Source organism: Vibrio sp. CUB2, from assembly GCF_001557945.1.
GTDB classification, from domain to species: Bacteria; Pseudomonadota; Gammaproteobacteria; order Enterobacterales; family Vibrionaceae; genus Vibrio; species Vibrio owensii.
On the sequence record NZ_LNRB01000014.1, the window covers coordinates 112,017 to 133,167 of the forward strand.

Consider the following 21,151-nt stretch of genomic DNA (forward strand, 5'->3'; position numbering starts at 1 on the left):
AGAGCATAGGCTCTCCTTTTTTGTGTCTATGATTTCAGTTAAGACAATCTAACGATAAGCTTTATCAGCGACAACGTTCTTGCTAGGCAGCAATTAAGGTTGTGCGACTTCAGGCTCTTCTATCTCAACCATTGGCGTTTGTCCTACGTTGTCACGCAGTTTCTGCCATAACCCACCAAGATACTCATGCCAGTACAGTTCCGTTTGCTCTAAGTAACGAGCTTTCGGTGCGTACTTTTGCCATGGCTGCTCGATGTCATCAATCGCCATAAAGTTCGTTGGTGCAGGGATGGGTTTAATACCCGCTGCGTTGAACTCATACAAAGCACGCTTCATGTGGCTCGCCGAAGTCACGAGCACGATATCTTTTTGTTTAACAAACGCGGCTGCTTGGCGAGCTTCTTCCCACGTATCTTTAGCGTCTTCCAATAAAATAATATCGGATTTAGCAACGCCAAGAGAAAGCGCGACGTTTGCCATCATACGAGCATGGCTAATTTCAGAACCACCTGCATAACCAGACAGGATTAACTTCGCACCTGGGTACATGCGCAAAATACGAATGCCTTCGGTGAGTCGCATCAGTGCTGTGCGACTTAATTGAGAAGTCGGTGGGATCTCATCGTCCACCACATGGCCATTACCAAGAACCATGACATAGTCAACGGTACCAGAAACGGGTAAAAACGCTTTGTACTCGCGCTCTAGCGGCATCAGTAGCTTAGTTGAAACAGGTTGGAAGGCAACGAGAAAAATGCCGACAAAAGAGAATAGAACAACAAAGCAGCCAGTTTTACGTTTGGTGGTAAAACTAATGAGAGCAAGACCTAACAAGCCTATGATTAGCAATGCCGGAAGAGGCATTAACAAGGCTGACATAACTTTTTTCAGCTCAAACATACATAAATAGTCCGAAAAAACATCAATTGATAATAAAAATGAGGATAACCCTCTTTATTCCTGCTTTCCTTGTGACAGAATAGCGGCACAATCCGTTATGATAACTCAGCAGAAGTGACAGAAGACCGCAATTTCGACGATATCGCCCACAAATTTGCAAAAAATATTTACGGCTCCGATAAAGGGGAGATCCGACAAATCATTGTGTGGGAAGATTTTCTACAGATTCTAAGTGAATTAGACGCCGACCATCAAGCCCTGCAAGTCCTTGATGCGGGTGGTGGGTTAGCACAATTGTCGCAAAAGCTTGCTAAGCTCGGACATCATGTCGCTTTATGTGATCTATCTTCGGAAATGCTGCAACTAGCAAAGCAGGATATTGAAAAAAACGGTTTGCTTGAGCAGTATCGCCTGATTCATTCACCTGTCCAATCCATTGGTGACCATATGGAAACGCAGGTGGACCTTGTCATGTTTCATGCCGTCATGGAGTGGTTGGTCGACCCGAAAACCGCACTCGAGACCGTTTTGGAACAGGTCAAGCCGGGGGGCATTGCTTCGGTTATGTTCTATAACCACCACGGCTTAGTCTATAAAAATGTGGTTTGTGGCAACATTCCTCATATTTTAGACGGCATGCCTCACCGGAAAAGATTTAAACTACAGCCACAGAAAGGCCTAAAACCCGAAGAGGTCTATCAATGGATAGAAGATTCTGGTTTTAGTATTTGTGGCAAATCTGGTATTCGTTCCTTCAGTGATTACATAGGCAATATGCAATACATGGGCGATTACGAGTTTGAAGATGTGTTGGCGCTAGAAAAACAACTTTGTCGACAAGAGCCATACCTCTCATTAGGCCGCTACATACACGTGTGGGCTAAGAAGAACGATAAACAGGAATAACGATGAGTGAGATGACTCTCAATGCTGCAGAGCAACCAATCGATGAGTTGGTTGGCTGGGTTAAGCAGCACGATTTCTCGTTGAACCTGACCACTGAGCGATTGGCATTTTTGATTGCCATCGCTGTACTAAGTAATGAAAGGTTCGATGAAGAATTGGGTGAAGGTGAATTGCACGACGCATTTGCCATCGTCACTCGACTTTTTGATGAGACCGGCGAAGCTTCGGCTTTCCGTGCGAACAATGCCATCAACGAGATGGTTAAGCAGCGTCTTATGAGCCGTTTTGTCAGTGAGATTACTGACGGAGCGAGCATTTACCGCTTGTCGCCATTAGCGATAGGAATTACCGACTACTACGTGCGTCATCGCGAGTTCTCGAAACTGCGTCTTTCTATCCAGCTATCGATGGTGGCGGATGAAATGGCAAAAGCGATTGAAGCGGCACAAAAGGGTGGCACTCCGGGCCACTGGAAGAAAAACGTTTACGGAATTTTGAAATATTCTGTAGGCGAGATCTTCGATCAAATCGACCTTAATCAACGTGTGATGGATGAGCAGCAACAGTCTGTTAAACAACAGATTGCTGATCTGCTTAACAAAGACTGGCGTGAAGCGATCAACAACTGTGAAGCGCTCCTGTCAGAGACGTCGAGCACGTTGCGTGAACTTCAAGATACGCTGCAAGCTGCCAGTGATGAACTGCAAACTCAGATCCTAGATATTCAAGAAATTGTTTATGGCGATCCTGAGCTGGAGTTCATCGAAGAAGCCTTGTTTGGTCTGCAAATGAAGCTAGACCGAATCACAAGCTGGGGCCAGCAAGCGATCGACCTTTGGATTGGTTACGACCGACACGTACACAAGTTTATCCGTACTGCCATTGATATGGATAAGAACCGTGCGTTTAGCTCGCGTCTGCGTCAATCCGTCAAAGATTACTTCGATGCGCCTTGGTATCTGACTTATGCAGATGCGGAAAGGCTTTCTGACCTTCGTGATGAAGCCTTGGTACTGCGTGATGACGAGGTAACGGGTCAAGTTCCGATGGAAGTAGAATACGAAGAGTTTCAACAAGTCAATGATGAGTTGGCAGAGCGAATTGGTGACATGCTGAAAGCGCATAAAGATCAAGGCACACCAATCGACTTGAGCGTGGTTCTGCGAGATTACCTTGCACAACATCCATACACTCATCACTTTGATTTAGCTCGCATTGTCGTTGATCAGGCGGTACGTCTGGGTTACTCAGAATCCGACTACCAAGCTGTTCAGCCAGACTGGAAAGCAATCAACGAATTTGGGGCAAAGGTACAAGCGAATGTCATCGACCGATACTAATGAATACATGTCAGAGAATCTGGCAAAAGCAATTTCTAACCCTCTGTTCCCAGCGCTTGACAGCATGCTTCGAGCAGGGCGTCATATCTCAAGTGAAGATCTAGACAACCACGCATTGTTGTCGGATTTTGAACTTGAGCTTTCTTCTTTCTACCAACGCTACAACACCGAATTGGTGAAAGCGCCAGAAGGTTTCTTCTACCTTCGTCCACGTTCAACATCTCTGATTGGCCGCAGTGTCCTTTCTGAACTGGATATGCTGGTGGGTAAGGTACTGTGTTTCCTTTACCTAAGCCCAGAGCGTCTTGCGCACGAAGGCATCTTCACTAACCAAGAGCTGTACGACGAACTGCTTGCTCTAGCAGATGAAAACAAGCTGATGAAGCTAGTGACGAACCGTGCTACCGGTTCTGACCTTGATAAAGAAAAGCTGTTTGAAAAAGTACGTACGTCACTTCGTCGTCTGCGTCGCCTAGGCATGATCATCAACATCGGTGAAACTGGTAAATTCAGCATCAGTGAAGCAGTATTCCGCTTTGGTGCCGATGTACGTATTGGCGATGACATGCGTGAAGCGCAACTGCGTCTGATCCGCGATGGTGAAGCGGTAGTGCACACCAAAGAGCCAAGCCAAGGCAGCCTATTGTCTGAAGAAGATCAAGACGACCAAGCCCAAGAAGAAACAACAGAAGAGGGTGAAGCATGAGCATGATTGAACGCGGTAAATACCAATCGCTGACCATGGTCAACTGGAACGGCTTCTTTGCCCGTACATTTGACATCGATGGTCTGGTCACCACGCTATCAGGTGGTAACGGTGCAGGTAAATCAACCACAATGGCGGCGTTCATCACCGCATTGATTCCTGACCAAACGCTACTGCACTTCCGTAACACCACAGAAGCAGGCAGCAGCCAATCGTCTCGCGACAAAGGTTTGTACGGTAAGCTACAGCCGGGCGCATGTTATGCGGCGCTAGACGTGGTGAACTCACGTAACCAACGCCTATTGTTCGCAGTAAAACTGCAGCAAGTTGCGGGTCGTGATAAGAAAGTAGACATCAAACCGTTTGTTATCCAAGGTCTTCCAAGCCATGTGAAACCGACGGATATCTTGATTGAAAGCGTATCAGCGACTCAAGCTCGTGTACGTCAAATCAACGAAGTAAAAGAATCGATCGCAGAATTTGAAGGCGTTCAATTTAAAGCCTTCTCTTCTATCGTGGATTACCACGCGCAAATGTTTGAATTCGGTGTGATTCCGAAGAAACTGCGTAACTCTGGTGACCGCTCTAAATTCTACCGCCTGATCGAAGCATCGCTTTACGGTGGTATCTCAAGTGCAATTACACGCTCGCTACGTGATTACCTTCTGCCACAAAATGGCGGCGTGAAGAAAGCGTTCCAAGATATGGAATCGGCGCTGCGTGAAAACCGCATGACGCTAGAAGCGATCAAAACCACGCAGGCAGACCGTGACTTGTTCAAACACTTGATCACAGAGTCGACTAACTACGTGGCCGCGGACTACATGCGTCACGCGAACGATCGTCGTAACAAGCTGGATAAAACGCTGTCATTACGTTCAGAGTTGTTCGGTTCTCGTGAAACTCTTGTTGAGCAAAACAACCTGCTTAACCGTGTTCAAGAAGAGCTGGAACTGCTGATCGATTCGGAATCGGCTTTAGAGCAAGATTACCAAGCGGCTTCGGATCATTTGCAACTGGTGCAAAACGCACTGCGCCAGCAAGAGAAGATTGAACGCTACCAAGAAGATCTTGAAGAGCTGAGTGAGCGTCTTGAAGAACAGATGATGGTAGTGGAAGAAGCGCAAGAACGCGTGATGATGGTGGAAGAGCAAGCGACCGTTGCGGAAGAAGAGGTGGACAGCCTTAAGACGCAGCTGGCGGACTACCAACAAGCACTCGACGTTCAACAAACTCGTGCACTTCAATACCAACAAGCAGTTCAAGCGCTGGAGAAAGCGAAACAGCTACTTGGCGATGACAGCCTAACGGCAGAATCGGCACAAGCCCTTGTCTCTGAGCTTAAGAGCAAAGAATCAGAAAGCACCAACGCGTTGCTATCGGTTAAGCACAAACTGGACATGTCTTCTGCAGCAGCAGAGCAGTTCGAAACGGCACTTAAACTGGTACAAAGTATCGTTGGTCAAGTTGAGCGTAAAGACGCGTCTGAACATGCGAAAACCGCAATTGCGAAAGCGCGTGAATCTCAGCAAGTTGCGCAAAACGAACAGCAATGGCGTGCTCAGCACCGTGACCTTGAACGTAGCCTTAACCAGCAACGTCAAGCGCGCGAGCTAGTCAACGAATACCAGAAGCAGTTCCATGTTGAACTGACTGACGAAATCACGTTTGAACAAGAGCGTGAGCGTCACGCGATGCAAATCGACTCGCTAGAAATGACGCAGGAAGACGTGCGTGAGCAACGCAGCGAACAGCGTCGTCTAGAGCAAGATGCAGCAGCGGAAATCAACAAGCTAGAAGCCATTGCTCCAACATGGATTGCGGCGAACGATGCGCTAGAAAAACTGCGTGAGCAAAGTGGCGCTGAGCTAGAAGATAGCCAGTCAGTCATGAGCCAAATGCAAGTGGTGCTTGAGCAAGAGAAGACTCTTTCTCTGGCGAAAGACAAACTAGCAGAGCGTCGCAGCCAACTTGACACTGAGATTGAACGTCTTGCTTCTCCTGGTGGTTCAAACGACCCTCGCCTGAAAGGTTTGGCTGATACACTGGGCGGCGTATTGCTGTCTGAGATCTACGATGACATCACAATTGATGACGCGCCTTACTTCAGTGCGATGTACGGCCCGGCTCGTCACGCTATCGTTGTATCTGACCTATCTGGTATCGAAGAGAAACTGGTAGAGCTAGACGACTGTCCAGAAGACTTGTACATCATTGAAGGTGACATTGATGCCTTTGATGACAGCTCATTCGACGCGGAAGAGCTAGAAGGCGCGGTTTGCGTTCGTATGAACGATCGCCAAATGCGTTACTCTCGTTTGCCTGAAATCCCACTGTTTGGTCGTGCGGCACGTGAGCAGCGTCTAGAGCTACTACGTAACGAACGTGAAGAAGTAGTTGAGAAGCACGCGAAAGCGGCATTCGATTCGCAAAAAATGCAGCGTCTGTACCAAGCGTTCAACCAGTTTGTGGCAAGCCACATTCAAGTAGCATTCGAAGCTGACCCAGAGCAAGCGCTGGCAACCATTCGCGACAAGCGTAACCAAATCGCTCGTGTACTGGCTGATCTGGATGCGAAAGAGCAGCAGCAACGTTCTCAGCTTCAAACCAGCAAGCAAGCGTTGTCTTCTCTAGACAAGCTAGCACCAAACATGGCGTTGATTGAAGATGAATCGCTGCAAGCGCGCTTTGACGAGTTGGAAGAGAAAATCGCCCAGCTTTCAGAAGCAAAAGCTTTCTTAAATAACCATGCGAAAGCAGTGGCGGAACTGGAAAAAGTCGCAGTTGCCCTAGATGCTGACCCAGAGCAATTCGACGCCCTAGAAGCAGAATACAAAGCGGCAGACGAACAGCTACAAGATCTTAAGAAGCAAATCTTTGCACTCTCAGATCTCGTTGAGCGTCGCCACTACTTCGCTTACTCAGATTCAGTAGACCTACTGAACAAGAGCAGCGAACTGAGCGAGCAGCTAAAAGCAAAACTGGTTCAAGCTGAACAAATGCGTACACGCTCTCGTGAAGAGTTGAAACAGTCGCAAGGCCAAATGAACCAATACAACCAAGTATTGGCATCATTGAAGAGCTCACACCAAGCGAAACTGGAAACGGTTCAAGAGTTCAAACAAGAACTTCAAGAGTTTGGCGTGAACGCGGACGAAGGTGCTGAAGAACGTGCAATGCGTCGTCGTGATGAATTGCATGAGCGTCTACACACGTCTCGTAGCCGTAAGAGCGAATACGAGCGCACGATCACCTCTACTGAACTAGAGATGAAAGGCTTGGCGAAACGTCTGAAGAAAGTTCAGAAAGAATACGTTGAGCTACGTACGTTCGTGGTTGCAGCGAAAGCTGGCTGGTGTTCAGTACTTCGTCTGGCGCGAGAGAACGATGTTGAGCGTCGTCTACACAAGCGCGAACTGGCTTACATGTCAGCGGATGAACTGCGTTCAATGTCTGATAAATCATTGGGTGCGCTGCGTCTAGCGGTTGCGAACAATGACGACTTGCGTGATGCGCTGCGTCTATCAGAAGACAACGCACGTCCAGAGCGCAAAGTTCTGTTCTACATTGCTGTATACCAACACCTTCGTGAGCGCATTCGTCAGGATATCATCCGTACTGATGATCCAGTTGAAGCGATCGAAGAAATGGAAGTGGAGCTAGCGCGTCTAACGGAAGAGCTAACGCAACGTGAAAACCGCCTAGCGATCAGCTCTGAGTCGGTAGCGAGCATCATCAAGAAGACGATTCAGCGTGAGCAAAACCGTATTCGTATGCTGAACCAAGGCCTGTCGAACATTTCGTTCGGTCAGGTGAAGGGCGTACGTCTAAACGTGAAGATCCGCGAAAGTCACGAAGTGCTACTGAACGGTCTAGCGACACAACAAGAGCAGCATAAAGATCTGTTTGAATCGACTCGCTTTACCTTCTCTGAAGCAATGGCGAAGCTGTTCCAACGTGTGAACCCGCATATCGATATGGGTCAACGTTCTCCTCAGGTTCTGGGTGAAGAGCTACTGGATTACCGTAACTACCTAGAGCTAAGTGTAGAAGTGAACCGTGGTACAGATGGTTGGCTACAGGCTGAGTCTGGCGCGCTATCAACAGGTGAAGCGATCGGTACCGGTCAGTCAATCCTTCTGATGGTTGTTCAAAGCTGGGAAGAAGAGTCTCGTCGTCTACGCAGCAAAGACATTGTGCCTTGTCGTCTGCTCTTCTTGGATGAAGCAGCGCGTCTGGATGCGAAATCGATCGCGACATTGTTCGAATTGTGTGACCGTCTGGATATGCAGCTGCTTATCGCTGCACCAGAAAACATCAGCCCAGAGAAAGGTACGACCTACAAACTGGTGCGTAAGGTGTTTAAAGACCACGAACACGTACACGTAGTGGGTCTGCGCGGTTTTGGTCAAACGGATAAGCCTAAGACCGAAGCGCAAGAGATGATTGAAGAGTTTGAATCGTAAACTTCGAATCTAGCAAAACGCCCGCAATGAACGCGGGCGTTTTTGTATCTGTTGTATCAAAGCTCAAGTCGTAAGATTGGCTTCTTGACGATATTGTTTTGGTGAGTTGCCGCTCCATTTACGAAAAGCATGACGGAAGTTCGCACTGTCTGAGAAACCAATGCGTTCCGAAATCTCCTCGACGCTCATTTGTGTTGACGCAAGGTAATGACGAGCCAAGTGGAAACGAACATGATCAAGGATTTGCTGATAGCTGGTTTCTTCCGATTTGAGATGACGTCGCAATGTTCTTGAAGACATACCTAGCTCAGCAGATAGGGCTTCTATCGAAGGGTAGCTGCCTGGTCTTTCGACGAACATCTGGGTGATCTTTTCTTTCAAACTGGCATTGCCACTCACTTTTGCCAGCATTTCATCGCATGACTTTAAGCACATCTGCAATGTCATTGTATTAGCTGCGGGCAACGGCTCAAACAAGCTGGTGGCATCGAACTGCCATTCTAATTGATTACTGTTGAACTCAATTTTGCAGTGGAATACTTGCTCATACAGCTCGCTATATTCAGGTTCTGGATAAGGGAAACGTATAACAGTTGAAGGGAAGGGCTTCTGCATGACTTCTTCACAAAGATTCTGAATCGCCGCAAACCAGTATTCACAACAAAATGGTAAGAGCGATTGTAGGTCTATCAGTTGTTCTGCGCGAAAGTAACCAGAATTATCTTCCACCCACATTTTCTTCTTTAGTACAGGGCCTGCAAGTCTCAGGTACTTAAAACCCATCATTAGAGCGTCGAGTAGGGTATTGCTACTGAACACCGCATAACCTAGCACCCCAAAGTCACTGAACCTTGCTTGTTGTCCGACTTTTAACCCGAGTCCGGGCTCGTCTGACTGAGCCAAAGCATTGCTAAATACCGCCAGTTTTTGCGCGAGGGTAATGTGGGTATCGGGAGCATAAAGCTGAGGCGCATCGATGCCACTGCCCGCGAGTAAGGCCTCAATACTCACTCTCGGCTCTAGATAGCGATTGAGTAACTGCAAATCCAAAACACCACAAGCTTGGGTATCTGGCTCATAAACAGCGGTGTATTCCATGCGTTTCCCCTCTACATTCGGATCAATCCTAGCGGGTATTGGGATGCTATTCAGTCATGCTTGTCGCAAAGCTGTCCGAATATCACCGTTTATTGTCTTTTTGTAACCTGTTCGACATGTTATCAAAATGTTGTAATTGAATAAATTGCACAGTTGGAGAGAAACATGAATGTACTGGCAAAGCAAGATAAGGAAGTGCTAAGCGATCAAGGAATGATAGCGACGAATGACCCAACAGTAAGTGAACTCGAAAAGTGGTTCGATGAATTGAAATCGGCATATCAAGCTGAGCCTTTATCGAGTTATGCCGTGAGAAAGCATCGTTTATTAGCCTTAAAAAAGCAGCTTTCCCGATATCAAGATGTACTAGCAGAGGCCATGAGCCAAGACTTTGGGGGGAGAAGCCATACCGAATCTATCATGGCAGATGTATTGGCTCCGATTCTAGATATCAACCATGTAGTTAAACACCTAAAAGGTTGGATGAAACCAAGCCGTCGACCTACTGAATGGTTGTTCAAAGGCAATAAGCTGGAAGTGCGTTATCAACCTAAAGGGGTGGTAGGCATCATTTGTCCTTGGAACTTCCCGTTGTATCTTTCTATTGGCCCGATGATCACCGCGCTAGCCGCGGGCAACCGCTGCATGATCAAGATGCCCCCAAATTGTCCAGAAACCACCCGTCAACTGCGTCGCATGCTCGGAGAAATTTACCCAGAGAATTTAGTGCGTATTGTCGAAGGTAATCATCCAGAGTCGATGGAAATCTCTCATCTACCTTTTGATCATTTGGTGTTCACCGGATCGCCAGCAAGTGGAAAGATCATCATGGCAAATGCGGCAGCGAACCTTACGCCTGTGACCCTCGAATTAGGGGGAAAATCCCCTGTGGTGGTATTTGACGATTACGATGTCACCAAAGCAGCAGAACGTATTGCTCATGGTAAGGGCTTTAACTCTGGCCAAATCTGTATCGCGCCCGATTACGCCTTTGTACCAGAAGGTAAGCAAGAGGCTTTTGTAGAGGCGTTAAAGCTTGCTCATCAAACTATGTATGGCGAAATCAAAGGCAATCACGATTACACCGCACTGGTGGATGAGGCACAGCACAAACGCTTCCATGATTTACTCAATGATGCACGAGAGAAAGGGGCAACCATTACCCAGTGCCTTGATTATGGCGAGGGGCGAAAAACACCGTTGTACATCGCTACCAACCTGAAATCCGAAATGCGTATCTGCCAAGAAGAGATCTTTGGGCCTCTTTTACCAGTGCATACCTATCGTTCAATCGACGAAGTGATTCAGTACATCGTTAACAGACCTCGACCACTGGCTTGCTACCTGTTTAGCAACAACTCAGAACAACGTGAAACCTTGCTTACTCAAACCCACAGCGGTGGGGTCACCATTAACGACTGGGGATGGCATGTGCTCAATCATTCGGTGCCTTTTGGCGGTGTGGGTAATTCCGGTATAGGTAATTACCACGGCGAAGAAGGTTTCCGTGAACTCAGCCATGCACGCACGGTACTGAAGATGCGCGATTGGTTCCCAATTCAGTTGTTTGCACCGCCATACGGAAACGTAGTGCAAAAACTGGTGCTACGTGTGTTTGCGGGCAAACCCGACCCAGATTTAAACAAGCACTCGTAACTCTCAATTCTTACCTCTCTACATAAAGAATCTTCGGCAGTCGATATTCGCTGACTGCCTTTCGAAACAAAGGAGATCATGGATGCACAACCTTGCTGTCAATCTGGAGCGCAGTGCTGCGCTCTTTCCTTCTAAAGCGGCGCTCAGGATGGGCGATGATGAAATCAGTTACGCACTACTCGACAAATTCGCAGGTAACATCGCAGCCAACTTGAAGCGACTGGGACTTGAAGCCGGAGATAAAGTCGCGCTGTCTTGTCCAAACATCACTTATTTCCCCATGGTGTATTACGGCATTTTAAAAGCAGCTTGCGTGGTTGTGCCTTTGAATGTGTTGTTTAAAGGGCGAGAGATCGCTTATCACCTAAATGATTCTGATGCTAAAGCGTATTTCTGTTTTGAAGGAAGCGAAGAACTGCCAATGGGAAGCTATGGCAGACAAGGTTTTTCTCAGGCCGAGCAGTGCGAATATTTTATCTCGCTCTCTGCTCAATGTGAGGAAGGGGAGCATGCAATAGAGGCTTGGCTTGCCGAAGAACTCGAGTCTTTTGAATCGGTGACAAGACACGGCGACGACACCGCGGTGATTCTTTATACCTCGGGTACAACAGGGCTGCCAAAAGGAGCGGAATTGTCCCACACGAATATGCTGACCAATGCCATGTCCTCTCAATATCTGATGCGCTTGGAATACAGTGACACGACCATCGCAACCTTGCCGCTGTTCCACAGTTTCGGTCAAACCGTCATGATGAATGCCAGCGTGTTGACAGGCTCTACCATAGTGTTGATCCCACGCTTTGAACCGAAGTTCGTCATTGAACAAATCATCCAACATAAAGTCAGCGTATTTGCTGGTGTGCCAACCATGTATATCGCACTGCTTAGAGCGGGCGAACAATCTCCGGAGCATTCTGAATTGGTGAAACATAGCCTTCGGTTAGGTGTTTCTGGTGGTGCCTCTATGCCGGTAGAAGTGATTCGCCAGTTTGAGTACCGCTTTGAGCTTCCGGTGTTAGAAGGTTATGGATTGTCAGAAACCGCACCAGTGGCCACGTTTAATCATATTGATGGCGACAGACTGCCTGGTAGTGTCGGGCAACCATTGTGCGGCTACGTGATTAAGATTGCCGATGTAAAAGGTCACGCCCGACCAATCGGGGAGTTAGGTGAAGTCTGTATAAAAAGCCCGAGTGTAATGAAAGGCTATTACGGACGACCAGAAGCAACCCGTGACGCGTTACGTGAAGGTTGGTTCTTAACTGGTGATATTGGACGTGTGGATGAGCACGGTAATTTGTTTATCGTCGATCGTGTCAAAGACATGATTATCCGCGGTGGCTACAACGTGTATCCACGAGAGATTGAAGAAGTCTTGATGTGCCACCCCGATGTAGAGATGGTGGCTGTCGTTGGTGAGCATGATGACCGCCTCGGTGAAGAAGTACATGCCCATGTCGTGCTTCACCAAGATGCGCATTGTAGCCCCGATACTTTAATCGCTTGGTGCCGTGAACAACTTGCTGACTACAAATACCCACGCCGTGTTTTCATTCGTAAAGCACTGCCTATGACCGCCACAGGCAAGATTTTAAAGCGAGAGCTTCACCCTTTAGATGTCGCGGAGGTAGATGATGGACAGTTATGATTTTATTGTTGTGGGCGGTGGTTCAGCCGGATGTGTTTTAGCGTCTCGACTGACTGAGGATCCGAATGTCACTGTATGTTTGCTGGAAGCGGGCGGGCCGGATACAAGTCCCTTTATTCATACGCCAGTTGGTGTGGTAGCGATGATGCCAACCAAAATAAACAACTGGGGTTTTGAAACCATTCCTCAATCGGGCTTGAATGGTCGCAAGGGTTATCAACCAAGGGGCAAGACGTTAGGTGGCTCGAGTTCTATCAATGCGATGATGTACGCCAGAGGGCACCGATACGACTACGATCTTTGGGCAAGCCTTGGCAATGAAGGGTGGAGCTATCAAGATTGCCTGCCGTACTTCAAGAAAGCAGAAAATAACGAAGTCCATCATGATGAATTTCATGGGCAAGGTGGGCCACTTAATGTTGCTAACCTACGTTCACCGAGCGGCGTTGTAGAGCGCTTCTTAGATGCATGTGAATCAATCGGCGTACCTCGTAATCCAGATATAAATGGCGCAGAACAGTTGGGCGCCATGCAAACGCAAGTCACGCAAATCAATGGCGAGCGATGCAGTGCCGCCAAAGCTTATCTGACTCCTAATTTACACCGGCCGAATCTGACCGTTATTACTAAGGCAACTACGCACAAAGTATTGTTTGAAGGCAAACGAGCGGTTGGCGTGGAATATGGCTTGAAAGGGAATAGCTTTCAGATCAAGTGCAACAAAGAGGTGATTCTCTCTGCAGGAGCATTCGGCTCGCCACAAATTCTGATGCTATCTGGTGTTGGGGCAAAGCAAGATTTACAAGCGCACGGGATAGAGCAAGTTCATGAACTGCCGGGCGTTGGCGAAAACTTACAAGACCACATTGACCTAGTGCATACCTATCGATGCACAGCGAAGCGCGATACGTTCGGTGTTTCTCTGCAAATGGCAACAGAGATGACCAAAGCTTTACCACAGTGGGTGAAAGCACGCACTGGAAAAATGAGCAGTAACTTTGCCGAGGGCATTGGATTTCTTTGCTCCGATGACGAAGTAAAAGTACCGGATTTGGAATTCGTCTTCGTTGTTGCGGTTGTCGATGACCATGCGCGCAAAATGCACATGAGCCATGGCTTTAGCTCTCACGTCACTTTACTAAGACCAAAGAGCATTGGCACCGTTAAGCTCAATAGCACCAACCCTTACGATGAACCGCGTATCGACCCTGCATTTTTCAGCCACCCAGAAGACATGGAAATCATGATCAAAGGCTGGAAGAAGCAGCACCAGATGCTAGAGAGTGACGCGTTCGCGGATATTCGCGGCGAGAACTTCTATCCGGTTGATGCTTCCGATGACAAAGCGATTGAACAGGACATTCGTAATCGCGCTGACACCCAGTATCATCCAATCGGCACTTGTAAAATGGGGGCTAAGAGCGACCCTCTAGCGGTGGTTGATAACGAGCTTAAGGTGTATGGTTTGGAGGCACTGAGAGTTGTCGATGCCTCTATCATGCCGACGTTGGTGGGCGGGAATACCAATGCGCCAACCATCATGATTGCAGAGAAAGTGGCGGATACCATCAAAGCAAATTATCGTCTAGATGAGAGCTTTGAAAAGCCAGCTACCGCTTTGATATAAACAACCCCCTTCAAAAATGAAATAAGCCGAGCTGTAGGGCAACAGTCTCGGCTTTTTAGCAGGCGCTTAAATGTGAAAAGGTAAGTCCTATTCTTCTGAAAGGTCGTTTCCTTTTTCGATCATTTCAGCAAGCTCATCAAGTGCTTGGACAGAGATTTCCGACAAACGTTGTAAGTGCTGGTCAAAGTTCTCTTGTTCAACAAGCGGAGTATCATTGTTATTAGTTTCTTTTGTTAGCATCGCCCAACCTCTTGAGTTGAGTAAGGGGGAGAAAATATAAAATCAAAAATCAGCAGAAAAAAGAAACGATCGATGTGTATTTTGTTAGCTGGATCATCGATTGCAGTGATAAAAACGATGAATTACTTAAGAAGAGAGCGATAGCGCTCAAATATGAAAAGAAAGCTAGCAACCGGAGAAATGGCTGCTAGCTAGGAGATTAGAACTGAGATTTAGAGCCAAACTGTTCAGCGGCGTAGGCTACGCGCTCTTTCGGTTTTGGATACTCGGCAGGCATGCCAAGGTTTTCTATGTGTTTTAAACGAGGCAGCAAACCTGCGCCGTTTGCGATCTGAATCGCTAGGCCAGGACGTGCATTCAGTTCAAGCACCATTGGACCTTCTTCTTTGTCCAATACCATGTCGGTGCCCATGTAACCTAGACCTGTCATTTCCCAAGCACTTGACGCAAGCTCTAGCAAACGCTCCCAATGAGGCACTTGCAGCGTAGACAAGTCTTTACCCGTATCTGGGTGGTGGGTAACGGGTTGGTCGAACTGCACCGCACGAATCGCTTTACCGGTGGCAATGTCGATGCCAACGCCAACTGCGCCTTGGTGAAGGTTAGCTTTGCCGTCAGATGCCGCAGTAGAACAACGCATCATTGCCATCACAGGGTAGCCCTTAAATACAATGATACGTACGTCTGGCACACCTTCGTAACTGAAGCCGTCGAAACAGTCGTCAAACTTAATCAAGTTTTCAACCACGGCCACATCGTTCTTACCACCAAGGGAGAATAGACCCGCTAAGGCGTTACTGATGTGACGCTCAACTTCTTCTTTATTACAAGTTGCACCAGATGGCTTAGTGTAGACACCATCTTTGTGCGAAGTGATAACCAAGATACCTTTACCGCCACTTCCTTGCGCTGGCTTAATCACAAAGCCTGGCCACTTTTCGACCATCTTGTGAATCTTTTTAACTTCAGCTTGGCTAGCAATCACGCCGATAAGAGCAGGCACAGTTGCGCCTGCTGCTTCAGCAATGATTTTGGTTTTTAGCTTGTCATCCACCAAAGGGTATTTAGAGCGATCATTGTAGCGACCAATGTAGCTATGGTTACGCTTGTTCATGCCCATAATGCCTTTATGGCGAAGTTTTGCTGGCGAAGTAAAACGTTCAAACATCGTTTAGTCCTCCGCTAGTGGTTTAAAGCGACGTAGCTCAGTTAGACGGTAACCCGTGTATGTACCTAGTAGTAGAATACCTGCCAGTACAATGAGCTGTAGGCCGATAAAGTTAAACGTTAGGTGCTGGATGTAGGTATTAGTCATTGCTAAGTAAACCAGTACCGCTGTCAGTAGTGAACCACCACCTTGAAGCGCAACTTCTTTCGCGCCTTCTTCTTCCCATAGAATCGACATACGTTCGATAGTCCATGACAAGATGATCATTGGGAAGAAGGTAATCGTTAGACCTTCAGTCAGACCAATCTTGAATGCCACAACGGTGAACACAGAGATGATCATGATTACGGTGATGATAACCGCGGATATCCTCGCGACCAGAAGTAAGTTAAGCCTCGAGAGGTAACTTCGAATTATCAGGCCTGTACCGACAATCAATAGGAAGCCCACAATACCCGTAACAAGCTGGGTTTGAACAAAGGCAACTGCAATCAGAACTGGCATGAAGGTACCGGACGTTTTAAGACCGATAATCACGCGCAAGAATACAACAATCAGAGCACCAATTGGGATCAACATGATGGTCTTGAACATGGCTTGCTCTTCAAGAGGCAGGCTATGAATCGATAGGTTTAATAGACCGTCCGCTTCAACCTTATTGTCTGTTGCTTCTTGTGGTGTCAGCTCTTGCTTAATCATCGAGAAGTGGACTTGGCTGTTCTTACCGCCCACTAGGTCAAGTAGAGAGACGTTAGATTCATCCCAAACCAGAAGGTTAGGCTGTGCAGCTGCTTGCTCTGAGTTAGGAGAGAAGAGAACCCACTTATCGCCAGACCAAACCTGAACCATTGGTTGAATCGTTTGACGGCGGCGACCATCTTCTAACTCGATAACCCCAACTGTTTTGCTTTGCACACCTGCAGTAAGCAGGATCTTTTGCAATGCATCAGTACGGTCAAAGTCGTTCAAGATAAGCGCTGCGTTTTGGCTATCTGGATCGTTAAGCGTTTTGATCAGCTCGCGGGCAAACGTCTCGTTGTCTGCAGAACGGCTCATTGCGCGTTCAATCAGAGCATTTGCTGCCGCTTGTTGTGGTGCTGATAGGGTAGGCTTGGTGATTTCGCCTGTTGGTGGTTGTTCATCCACTTTTGCTTGTGGGTCAACCAAGAATTGGGCTTTGTAGTAAATGGTTTGTGCGCCAGTTGCTTGGCGGATAGACCATTCAGCACGACGACCTGAATCAGAGTTTACGTAAGAAACACCGTAACCTGGAGAGGACGCAGACTCACCAATCAAGGTGTAGCCTTTTTGCGTGTGAGGAGCGGCTAAAGAAGCTTTTACTTCACCGCCATTCGCATTGAATTCAATACGGGCTTCAACATCCCAAACCTGACGCGTTTCACCTGGAGTCCATGGAACGCCGTAATTCTGATGTCTGAAAACACTCAAAGCGATGCCTGCAACCACCAAAAGGATGATTGACAGGTAAAACGGTATTCTTGACGTCATAATCTACCTTATTATTTTTTCTCTTCTTCCGTTTGAATATATTTACGGCTCACATCGACGAGTGCGATGTCGCGCATAAATTCTCTTCCTAGTAAAACAGGATGGTTCATTTGAGAGCGATCTGCCAACGTAAATTGCGCTTTTTCATGAATTTTTCCAACGCGCACCCAAAGTTCGACTACAGCACGACGCTCTAGTTCTTCATTGGTTGCTTGGCGGATTTTCACGTAGCGAATGATTGGCGCTTCAATCCAAATGTCTTTCTCTTCATCTGACTTGGTATTGTCAGCAAGGTGGAAACGCACCCAGTTTTTGCCATTTCTTTCGAATTCTTCAATATCGACGGCGTTCAGTGAAGAAGTTGCAGCGCCGGTATCTACGCGAGCGTCGAAAGTTTGCTTAATGGAATCGATCGTCACACGCTCAATTGAGCCAAGGACAATGTCATGAGTAGGAGTTGCTTGAACGGGAGCAGGAGCTTGAACGATGATAGGTTCTTTTGGCTTTCTCACTTCATCCATTGCTTCTTTGCGGAAAGTATTGAGTTCGCCGTTTAACTTATCCACTTGGCCTTCCAGACTTTCGATGTAATCCGACTGGTTACTAAGTTGAAGCTCTAAGTTGGTAACGCGAGTATTGAAATTCGTTTCTGAAGCCTGAATAGCAGCTAACGTTTCTTGGTGGTACTGTTCGCCTTTGGTTAAAGTACAACCAGATAGTAAGGCGATGGCAACAACCGGAGTCAATCGTATAAACATTGAAAACCTTGGGATTGGATTAAGTTGTTTGTTTTTTAGGAGTTTAGCGTTATCGACAAGCCCTCACAAGCAAGAATCTGCGACAGTCTCTTACAGAATGAGGAATAGTGACGAAACGCCAAAAAATTAAGGACGCAAAATGCATCCTTAATTAGATTCGAAGAGAGGTTAATGTCTTAAAGGCGGGAGTGAGTTAAGACAATGTCAGAAATCTCAGTTAATTATGGCTTAGTCGCCACAAGTATCGCGCGACGTGGCGCAGGATAGCCTTCAACCGTTTTGCTTGGGTCGTTTGGATCGAGGTAATCTGGTAGAGAGTTATGTGTCATCCAGTCTGTGGTGCGTTGCTCTCCAACAGAAGTCACGTGTTCATCTACGATACGAACATCTTTAAAGCCAACCAACTCTAGCCACACTTTCAGTGCTTTCGCTGACGGGAAGAAGTACACGTTACGCATTTGCGCGTAGCGAGACGTCGGAACCAATACCGCATTCTCATCGCCTTCGATTACGAGTGTTTCCAAAACAAGCTCGCCACCTGATACTAACTGGTCTTTTAGCTGCACCAAGTGATCCAGTGGAGAGCGACGGTGGTAAAGCACGCCCATACTAAATACAGTGTCGAACGCTTCTAACTTTGGTAGTTGTTCAATACCCAATGGAAGAAGGTGAGCGCGTTGGTCATCGCCCATTAACTTACGAATCGCTTCGAACTGAATTAGGAACAGGTGAGAAGGGTCGATACCAACCGTCAGACGTGCACCTTCACCTAGCATGCGCCACATGTGGTAGCCGTTGCCACAACCTACATCTAATACGCTGCGGTTTTTTAGTGGTGAGATGTGCGGAAGAACGCGATCCCATTTCCAGTCACTGCGCCACTCAGTATCGATATGAATACCGTGCACTGTGTATGGACCTTTACGCCACGGGTGGAACGTACGCAGCAGGCTTTCTAGCTTTTTCAGCTCACCTTCATGAAAAGGCGTATCGTTGCTGATGGTCACCGAGTTTTTGATGTCCACTTGGTTTGGTGCGCCTTGTGGGATCTTGTTCAGCGCTTTCAGCCAGCGACCAAAGTCACCGTGCTCAGCGTTTTGCCAATCTGTTAACTGTTGAGGTAATACGTTTAGCCACGGCTGAAGACGAGTGTCTTGAGCGATTAACTGATAAAAATTAGCAAAATTAAACATAGTTTTTCACTGAGTAATAAATTAAAAAATTGACACTAAATGCGAAACGTTAAGACTTTCTCGCTTCTCGCTTCTCGCTTCTCGCTTCTCGCTTCTCGCTTCTCGCTTCTCGCTTCTCGCTTCTCGCTTCTCGCTATTTAATCGCAAACATCGAACCGAAGTTAAAACACTGGAACCAAACGTCGTAGCTTGAGAAACCAATTTCTGCGAAACGCTCTTTATGATCTTTCTTCGAATCAGGGCGCATCACGTTTTCAATCGCGCTGCGTTTTTGGCTGATTTCTAGTTCGCTATAGCCATTTGCACGTTTAAAGTCGTGGTGAAGGTCAATCAACAACTCGTTAGACACTTCATCTTCAAACACGAACTTTTCAGACAGAATCAAAATGCCGCCTGGGCGCAGACCTGCGTAGATTTTCTCTAGTAGAGCATAGCGATCTTCTGGAGAAAGGAATTGCAGTGTGAAGTTCAATACCACCACAGATGCGTTTTCGATTTCGATATTACGAATGTCCGCTTCGACGACATCAACTGGTGTATCACTGCGGTATGCGTTGACGTGAAGCTTACAGCGTTCAACCATCGCAGGAGAGTTGTCCACTGCAATGATTTGGCAACCTTCTTGTTTGATATGACGACGCATAGACAGCGTAGCAGCACCCAAAGAACAACCTAGGTCGTAGATGTTTGAGTGAGGCTTAACAAAACGCTCTGCCAGCATACCAATTGCAGAAATGATGTTGCTGTAACCCGGCACCGATCGTTGAATCATGTCAGGGAAAACTTCCGCCACGCGTTCATCGAACGTGAAATCCCCAATTTTATCGATTGGAGCCGAAAAAATAGTATCTGGATTGCTCTTAGGGTTCATAACCAAATCTCTGCATACAAGCCGCCTGAAATGTCAGGCATCAAAAAAGGCGCGTATTTTATGGGAAATTCGCGCCTCTGTCATTTGCTTAATTATAAGCTTGTCTAAAACATTTGTATTTGCGAGTTGCCATCGTTGGCAGGAAATACAGACAAATTTGGCAGTGAGAGCTTAAGTTGTAGCTGCTTATATAGCTTTTCAGCCAGTTCTGGCGCTAAGACGTTATCTGGCGTGTGGATCATCAAGTACGGTTGAATGCCTTGTTCAATCCACATTGGCAGTTTCTTCAACCAAGGTTCGAAAAAGCGCAGGTTGTCGTCCATGTCTGGATGACCGATAAAACGTATCATTGGGTGCTTGGCGGTTGCGATTGCATGAACCGGAACGCGAGGCTTTTTCTGGTGGGCATCGATCACTGCTTCTGTTGTCGGCTGCGCGGCGAATACAGGGCGGCTGTCCATAATAATGCGGTCAATGCCGCTCTCTAACAGCCACTGATTCAACGCACGCTCTTCTTCACCTTTGGAGAAAAACGCCATATGACGAACTTCAACTCCAAGGGGGAAATTCGGCGGAAAGCTGGCACAGAACTTCTTCAATCTATCGAGGTGTTCTGGACCAAATGCAGCAGGGAGCTGAATCGTCCATTGCCCAACACGTTCATGAAGCGGTTCCATGATCGTCATAAAGTCACGTAACTGCTCATCGCAACCTCTGAGCATCTGTTCGTGAGTAATGGCTTTTGGCAACTTAAAGGTGAATTTGAAGTCGTCGTGAGTCGCGGCTTTCCAGTTTTGCACCGTGTTAAGCGTCGGTGTGGCGTAAAAGGTGGTGTTGCCTTCTACGGTGTGGAACACCTGCGCGTACTTTTCGAGTCGCTCTGCAGGTTTGGTGCCACTGCCATAAAAGCTTTGTTGCCACTGGTTGTGCGACCACATGGTCAATCCAAGTCGAAGGGGTAAATTATCCATATCTTTGCTTTACGTTTTTTCCTGAGCCCACTTTACGAGAGTTTTGCTGAAATGGGTAATTTCACGCTATAATCCCCACCAATTTTTTCGCTTT

Annotated in this window: 16 protein-coding genes; 7 read left to right on the forward strand and 9 right to left on the reverse strand. The window is 47.3% G+C overall.

The window, feature by feature from the left end; all coding sequences use genetic code 11:
* Window positions 1-93: 93 nt before the first annotated feature.
* The gene (elyC, locus tag ATB78_RS20320) at window positions 94-900 is read right to left on the reverse strand and encodes an envelope biogenesis factor ElyC (RefSeq protein ID WP_038896317.1); all 807 of its coding nucleotides are present in this window, start codon (window positions 898-900) and stop codon (window positions 94-96) included.
* A 114-nt stretch (window positions 901-1,014) separates the two neighbouring features.
* Here elyC and cmoM point away from each other — a divergent pair, with 114 nt between their 5' ends.
* Genes cmoM through mukB form a run of 4 tightly spaced genes read left to right on the forward strand, consistent with a single transcriptional unit; the run spans window position 1,015 to window position 8,318 of the window.
* A complete protein-coding gene (cmoM, locus tag ATB78_RS20325) occupies window positions 1,015-1,806 on the forward strand; it encodes a tRNA uridine 5-oxyacetic acid(34) methyltransferase CmoM (RefSeq protein WP_005441671.1) in 792 nt (263 codons plus the stop codon).
* Window positions 1,807-1,808: 2 nt separating this feature from the next.
* Window positions 1,809-3,146 (forward strand): chromosome partition protein MukF, encoded by a 1,338-nt coding sequence (gene mukF, locus ATB78_RS20330; RefSeq protein WP_009707095.1) that lies wholly within the window; start codon window positions 1,809-1,811, stop codon window positions 3,144-3,146.
* Window positions 3,127-3,852: a chromosome partition protein MukE gene (gene mukE, locus ATB78_RS20335; protein ID WP_005378379.1), complete on the forward strand. Its 726-nt coding sequence runs from the start codon at window positions 3,127-3,129 to the stop codon at window positions 3,850-3,852. Before mukF ends, mukE begins: the two co-directional genes overlap by 20 nt.
* A gap of 2 nt (window positions 3,853-3,854) precedes the next feature.
* Window positions 3,855-8,318: a chromosome partition protein MukB gene (gene mukB, locus ATB78_RS20340; RefSeq protein WP_061010166.1), complete on the forward strand. Its 4,464-nt coding sequence runs from the start codon at window positions 3,855-3,857 to the stop codon at window positions 8,316-8,318.
* A 63-nt stretch (window positions 8,319-8,381) separates the two neighbouring features.
* Here the strand turns inward: mukB and ATB78_RS20345 are convergent, their stop codons facing one another.
* Entirely contained in the window at window positions 8,382-9,416 is a 1,035-nt protein-coding gene (locus ATB78_RS20345) for an AraC family transcriptional regulator (protein ID WP_061010140.1), read from the reverse strand.
* A gap of 165 nt (window positions 9,417-9,581) precedes the next feature.
* Between ATB78_RS20345 and ATB78_RS20350 the strand changes: the two genes are divergently transcribed.
* From ATB78_RS20350 to ATB78_RS20360, 3 genes are all read left to right on the forward strand, one after another.
* Window positions 9,582-11,072, forward strand: a complete 1,491-nt coding sequence (locus ATB78_RS20350) for a coniferyl aldehyde dehydrogenase (RefSeq protein WP_061010142.1) — start codon at window positions 9,582-9,584, stop codon at window positions 11,070-11,072.
* An 82-nt stretch (window positions 11,073-11,154) separates the two neighbouring features.
* Window positions 11,155-12,720, forward strand: coding sequence for a long-chain fatty acid--CoA ligase (locus ATB78_RS20355; RefSeq protein WP_061010144.1), 1,566 nt, complete (start codon window positions 11,155-11,157; stop codon window positions 12,718-12,720).
* Complete coding sequence (locus tag ATB78_RS20360; RefSeq protein ID WP_061010146.1) at window positions 12,707-14,347, forward strand: choline dehydrogenase; 1,641 nt, start codon at window positions 12,707-12,709, stop codon at window positions 14,345-14,347. Before ATB78_RS20355 ends, ATB78_RS20360 begins: the two co-directional genes overlap by 14 nt.
* An 87-nt stretch (window positions 14,348-14,434) precedes the next feature.
* On the opposite strand, the gene ATB78_RS29525 is transcribed toward ATB78_RS20360, so the two are convergent.
* The 7 genes from ATB78_RS29525 to ATB78_RS20390 all read right to left on the reverse strand — a co-directional run bounded on the left by ATB78_RS29525 (window position 14,435) and on the right by ATB78_RS20390 (window position 21,057).
* Window positions 14,435-14,587, reverse strand: coding sequence for a hypothetical protein (locus ATB78_RS29525; protein ID WP_009707089.1), 153 nt, complete (start codon window positions 14,585-14,587; stop codon window positions 14,435-14,437).
* Window positions 14,588-14,786: 199 nt separating this feature from the next.
* The gene (locus tag ATB78_RS20365; protein WP_038896324.1) at window positions 14,787-15,755 is read right to left on the reverse strand and encodes an alpha-L-glutamate ligase-like protein; all 969 of its coding nucleotides are present in this window, start codon (window positions 15,753-15,755) and stop codon (window positions 14,787-14,789) included.
* A 3-nt stretch (window positions 15,756-15,758) separates the two neighbouring features.
* Window positions 15,759-17,264, reverse strand: coding sequence for an inactive transglutaminase family protein (locus tag ATB78_RS20370; protein ID WP_005441683.1), 1,506 nt, complete (start codon window positions 17,262-17,264; stop codon window positions 15,759-15,761).
* 11 nt (window positions 17,265-17,275) lie between these two features.
* Complete coding sequence (locus ATB78_RS20375) at window positions 17,276-18,022, reverse strand: ATP-dependent zinc protease (RefSeq protein ID WP_005441684.1); 747 nt, start codon at window positions 18,020-18,022, stop codon at window positions 17,276-17,278.
* 221 nt (window positions 18,023-18,243) lie between these two features.
* Window positions 18,244-19,215: a tRNA 5-methoxyuridine(34)/uridine 5-oxyacetic acid(34) synthase CmoB gene (cmoB, locus tag ATB78_RS20380; RefSeq protein ID WP_061010148.1), complete on the reverse strand. Its 972-nt coding sequence runs from the start codon at window positions 19,213-19,215 to the stop codon at window positions 18,244-18,246.
* A gap of 133 nt (window positions 19,216-19,348) precedes the next feature.
* Window positions 19,349-20,086 carry a carboxy-S-adenosyl-L-methionine synthase CmoA gene (gene cmoA, locus ATB78_RS20385; protein WP_005426299.1) on the reverse strand — a complete coding sequence of 246 codons (738 nt, stop codon included), beginning with the start codon at window positions 20,084-20,086 and terminating at the stop codon, window positions 19,349-19,351.
* A 104-nt stretch (window positions 20,087-20,190) separates the two neighbouring features.
* Window positions 20,191-21,057, reverse strand: coding sequence for a DUF72 domain-containing protein (locus ATB78_RS20390; protein WP_029789010.1), 867 nt, complete (start codon window positions 21,055-21,057; stop codon window positions 20,191-20,193).
* Window positions 21,058-21,151 lie beyond the last annotated feature (94 nt).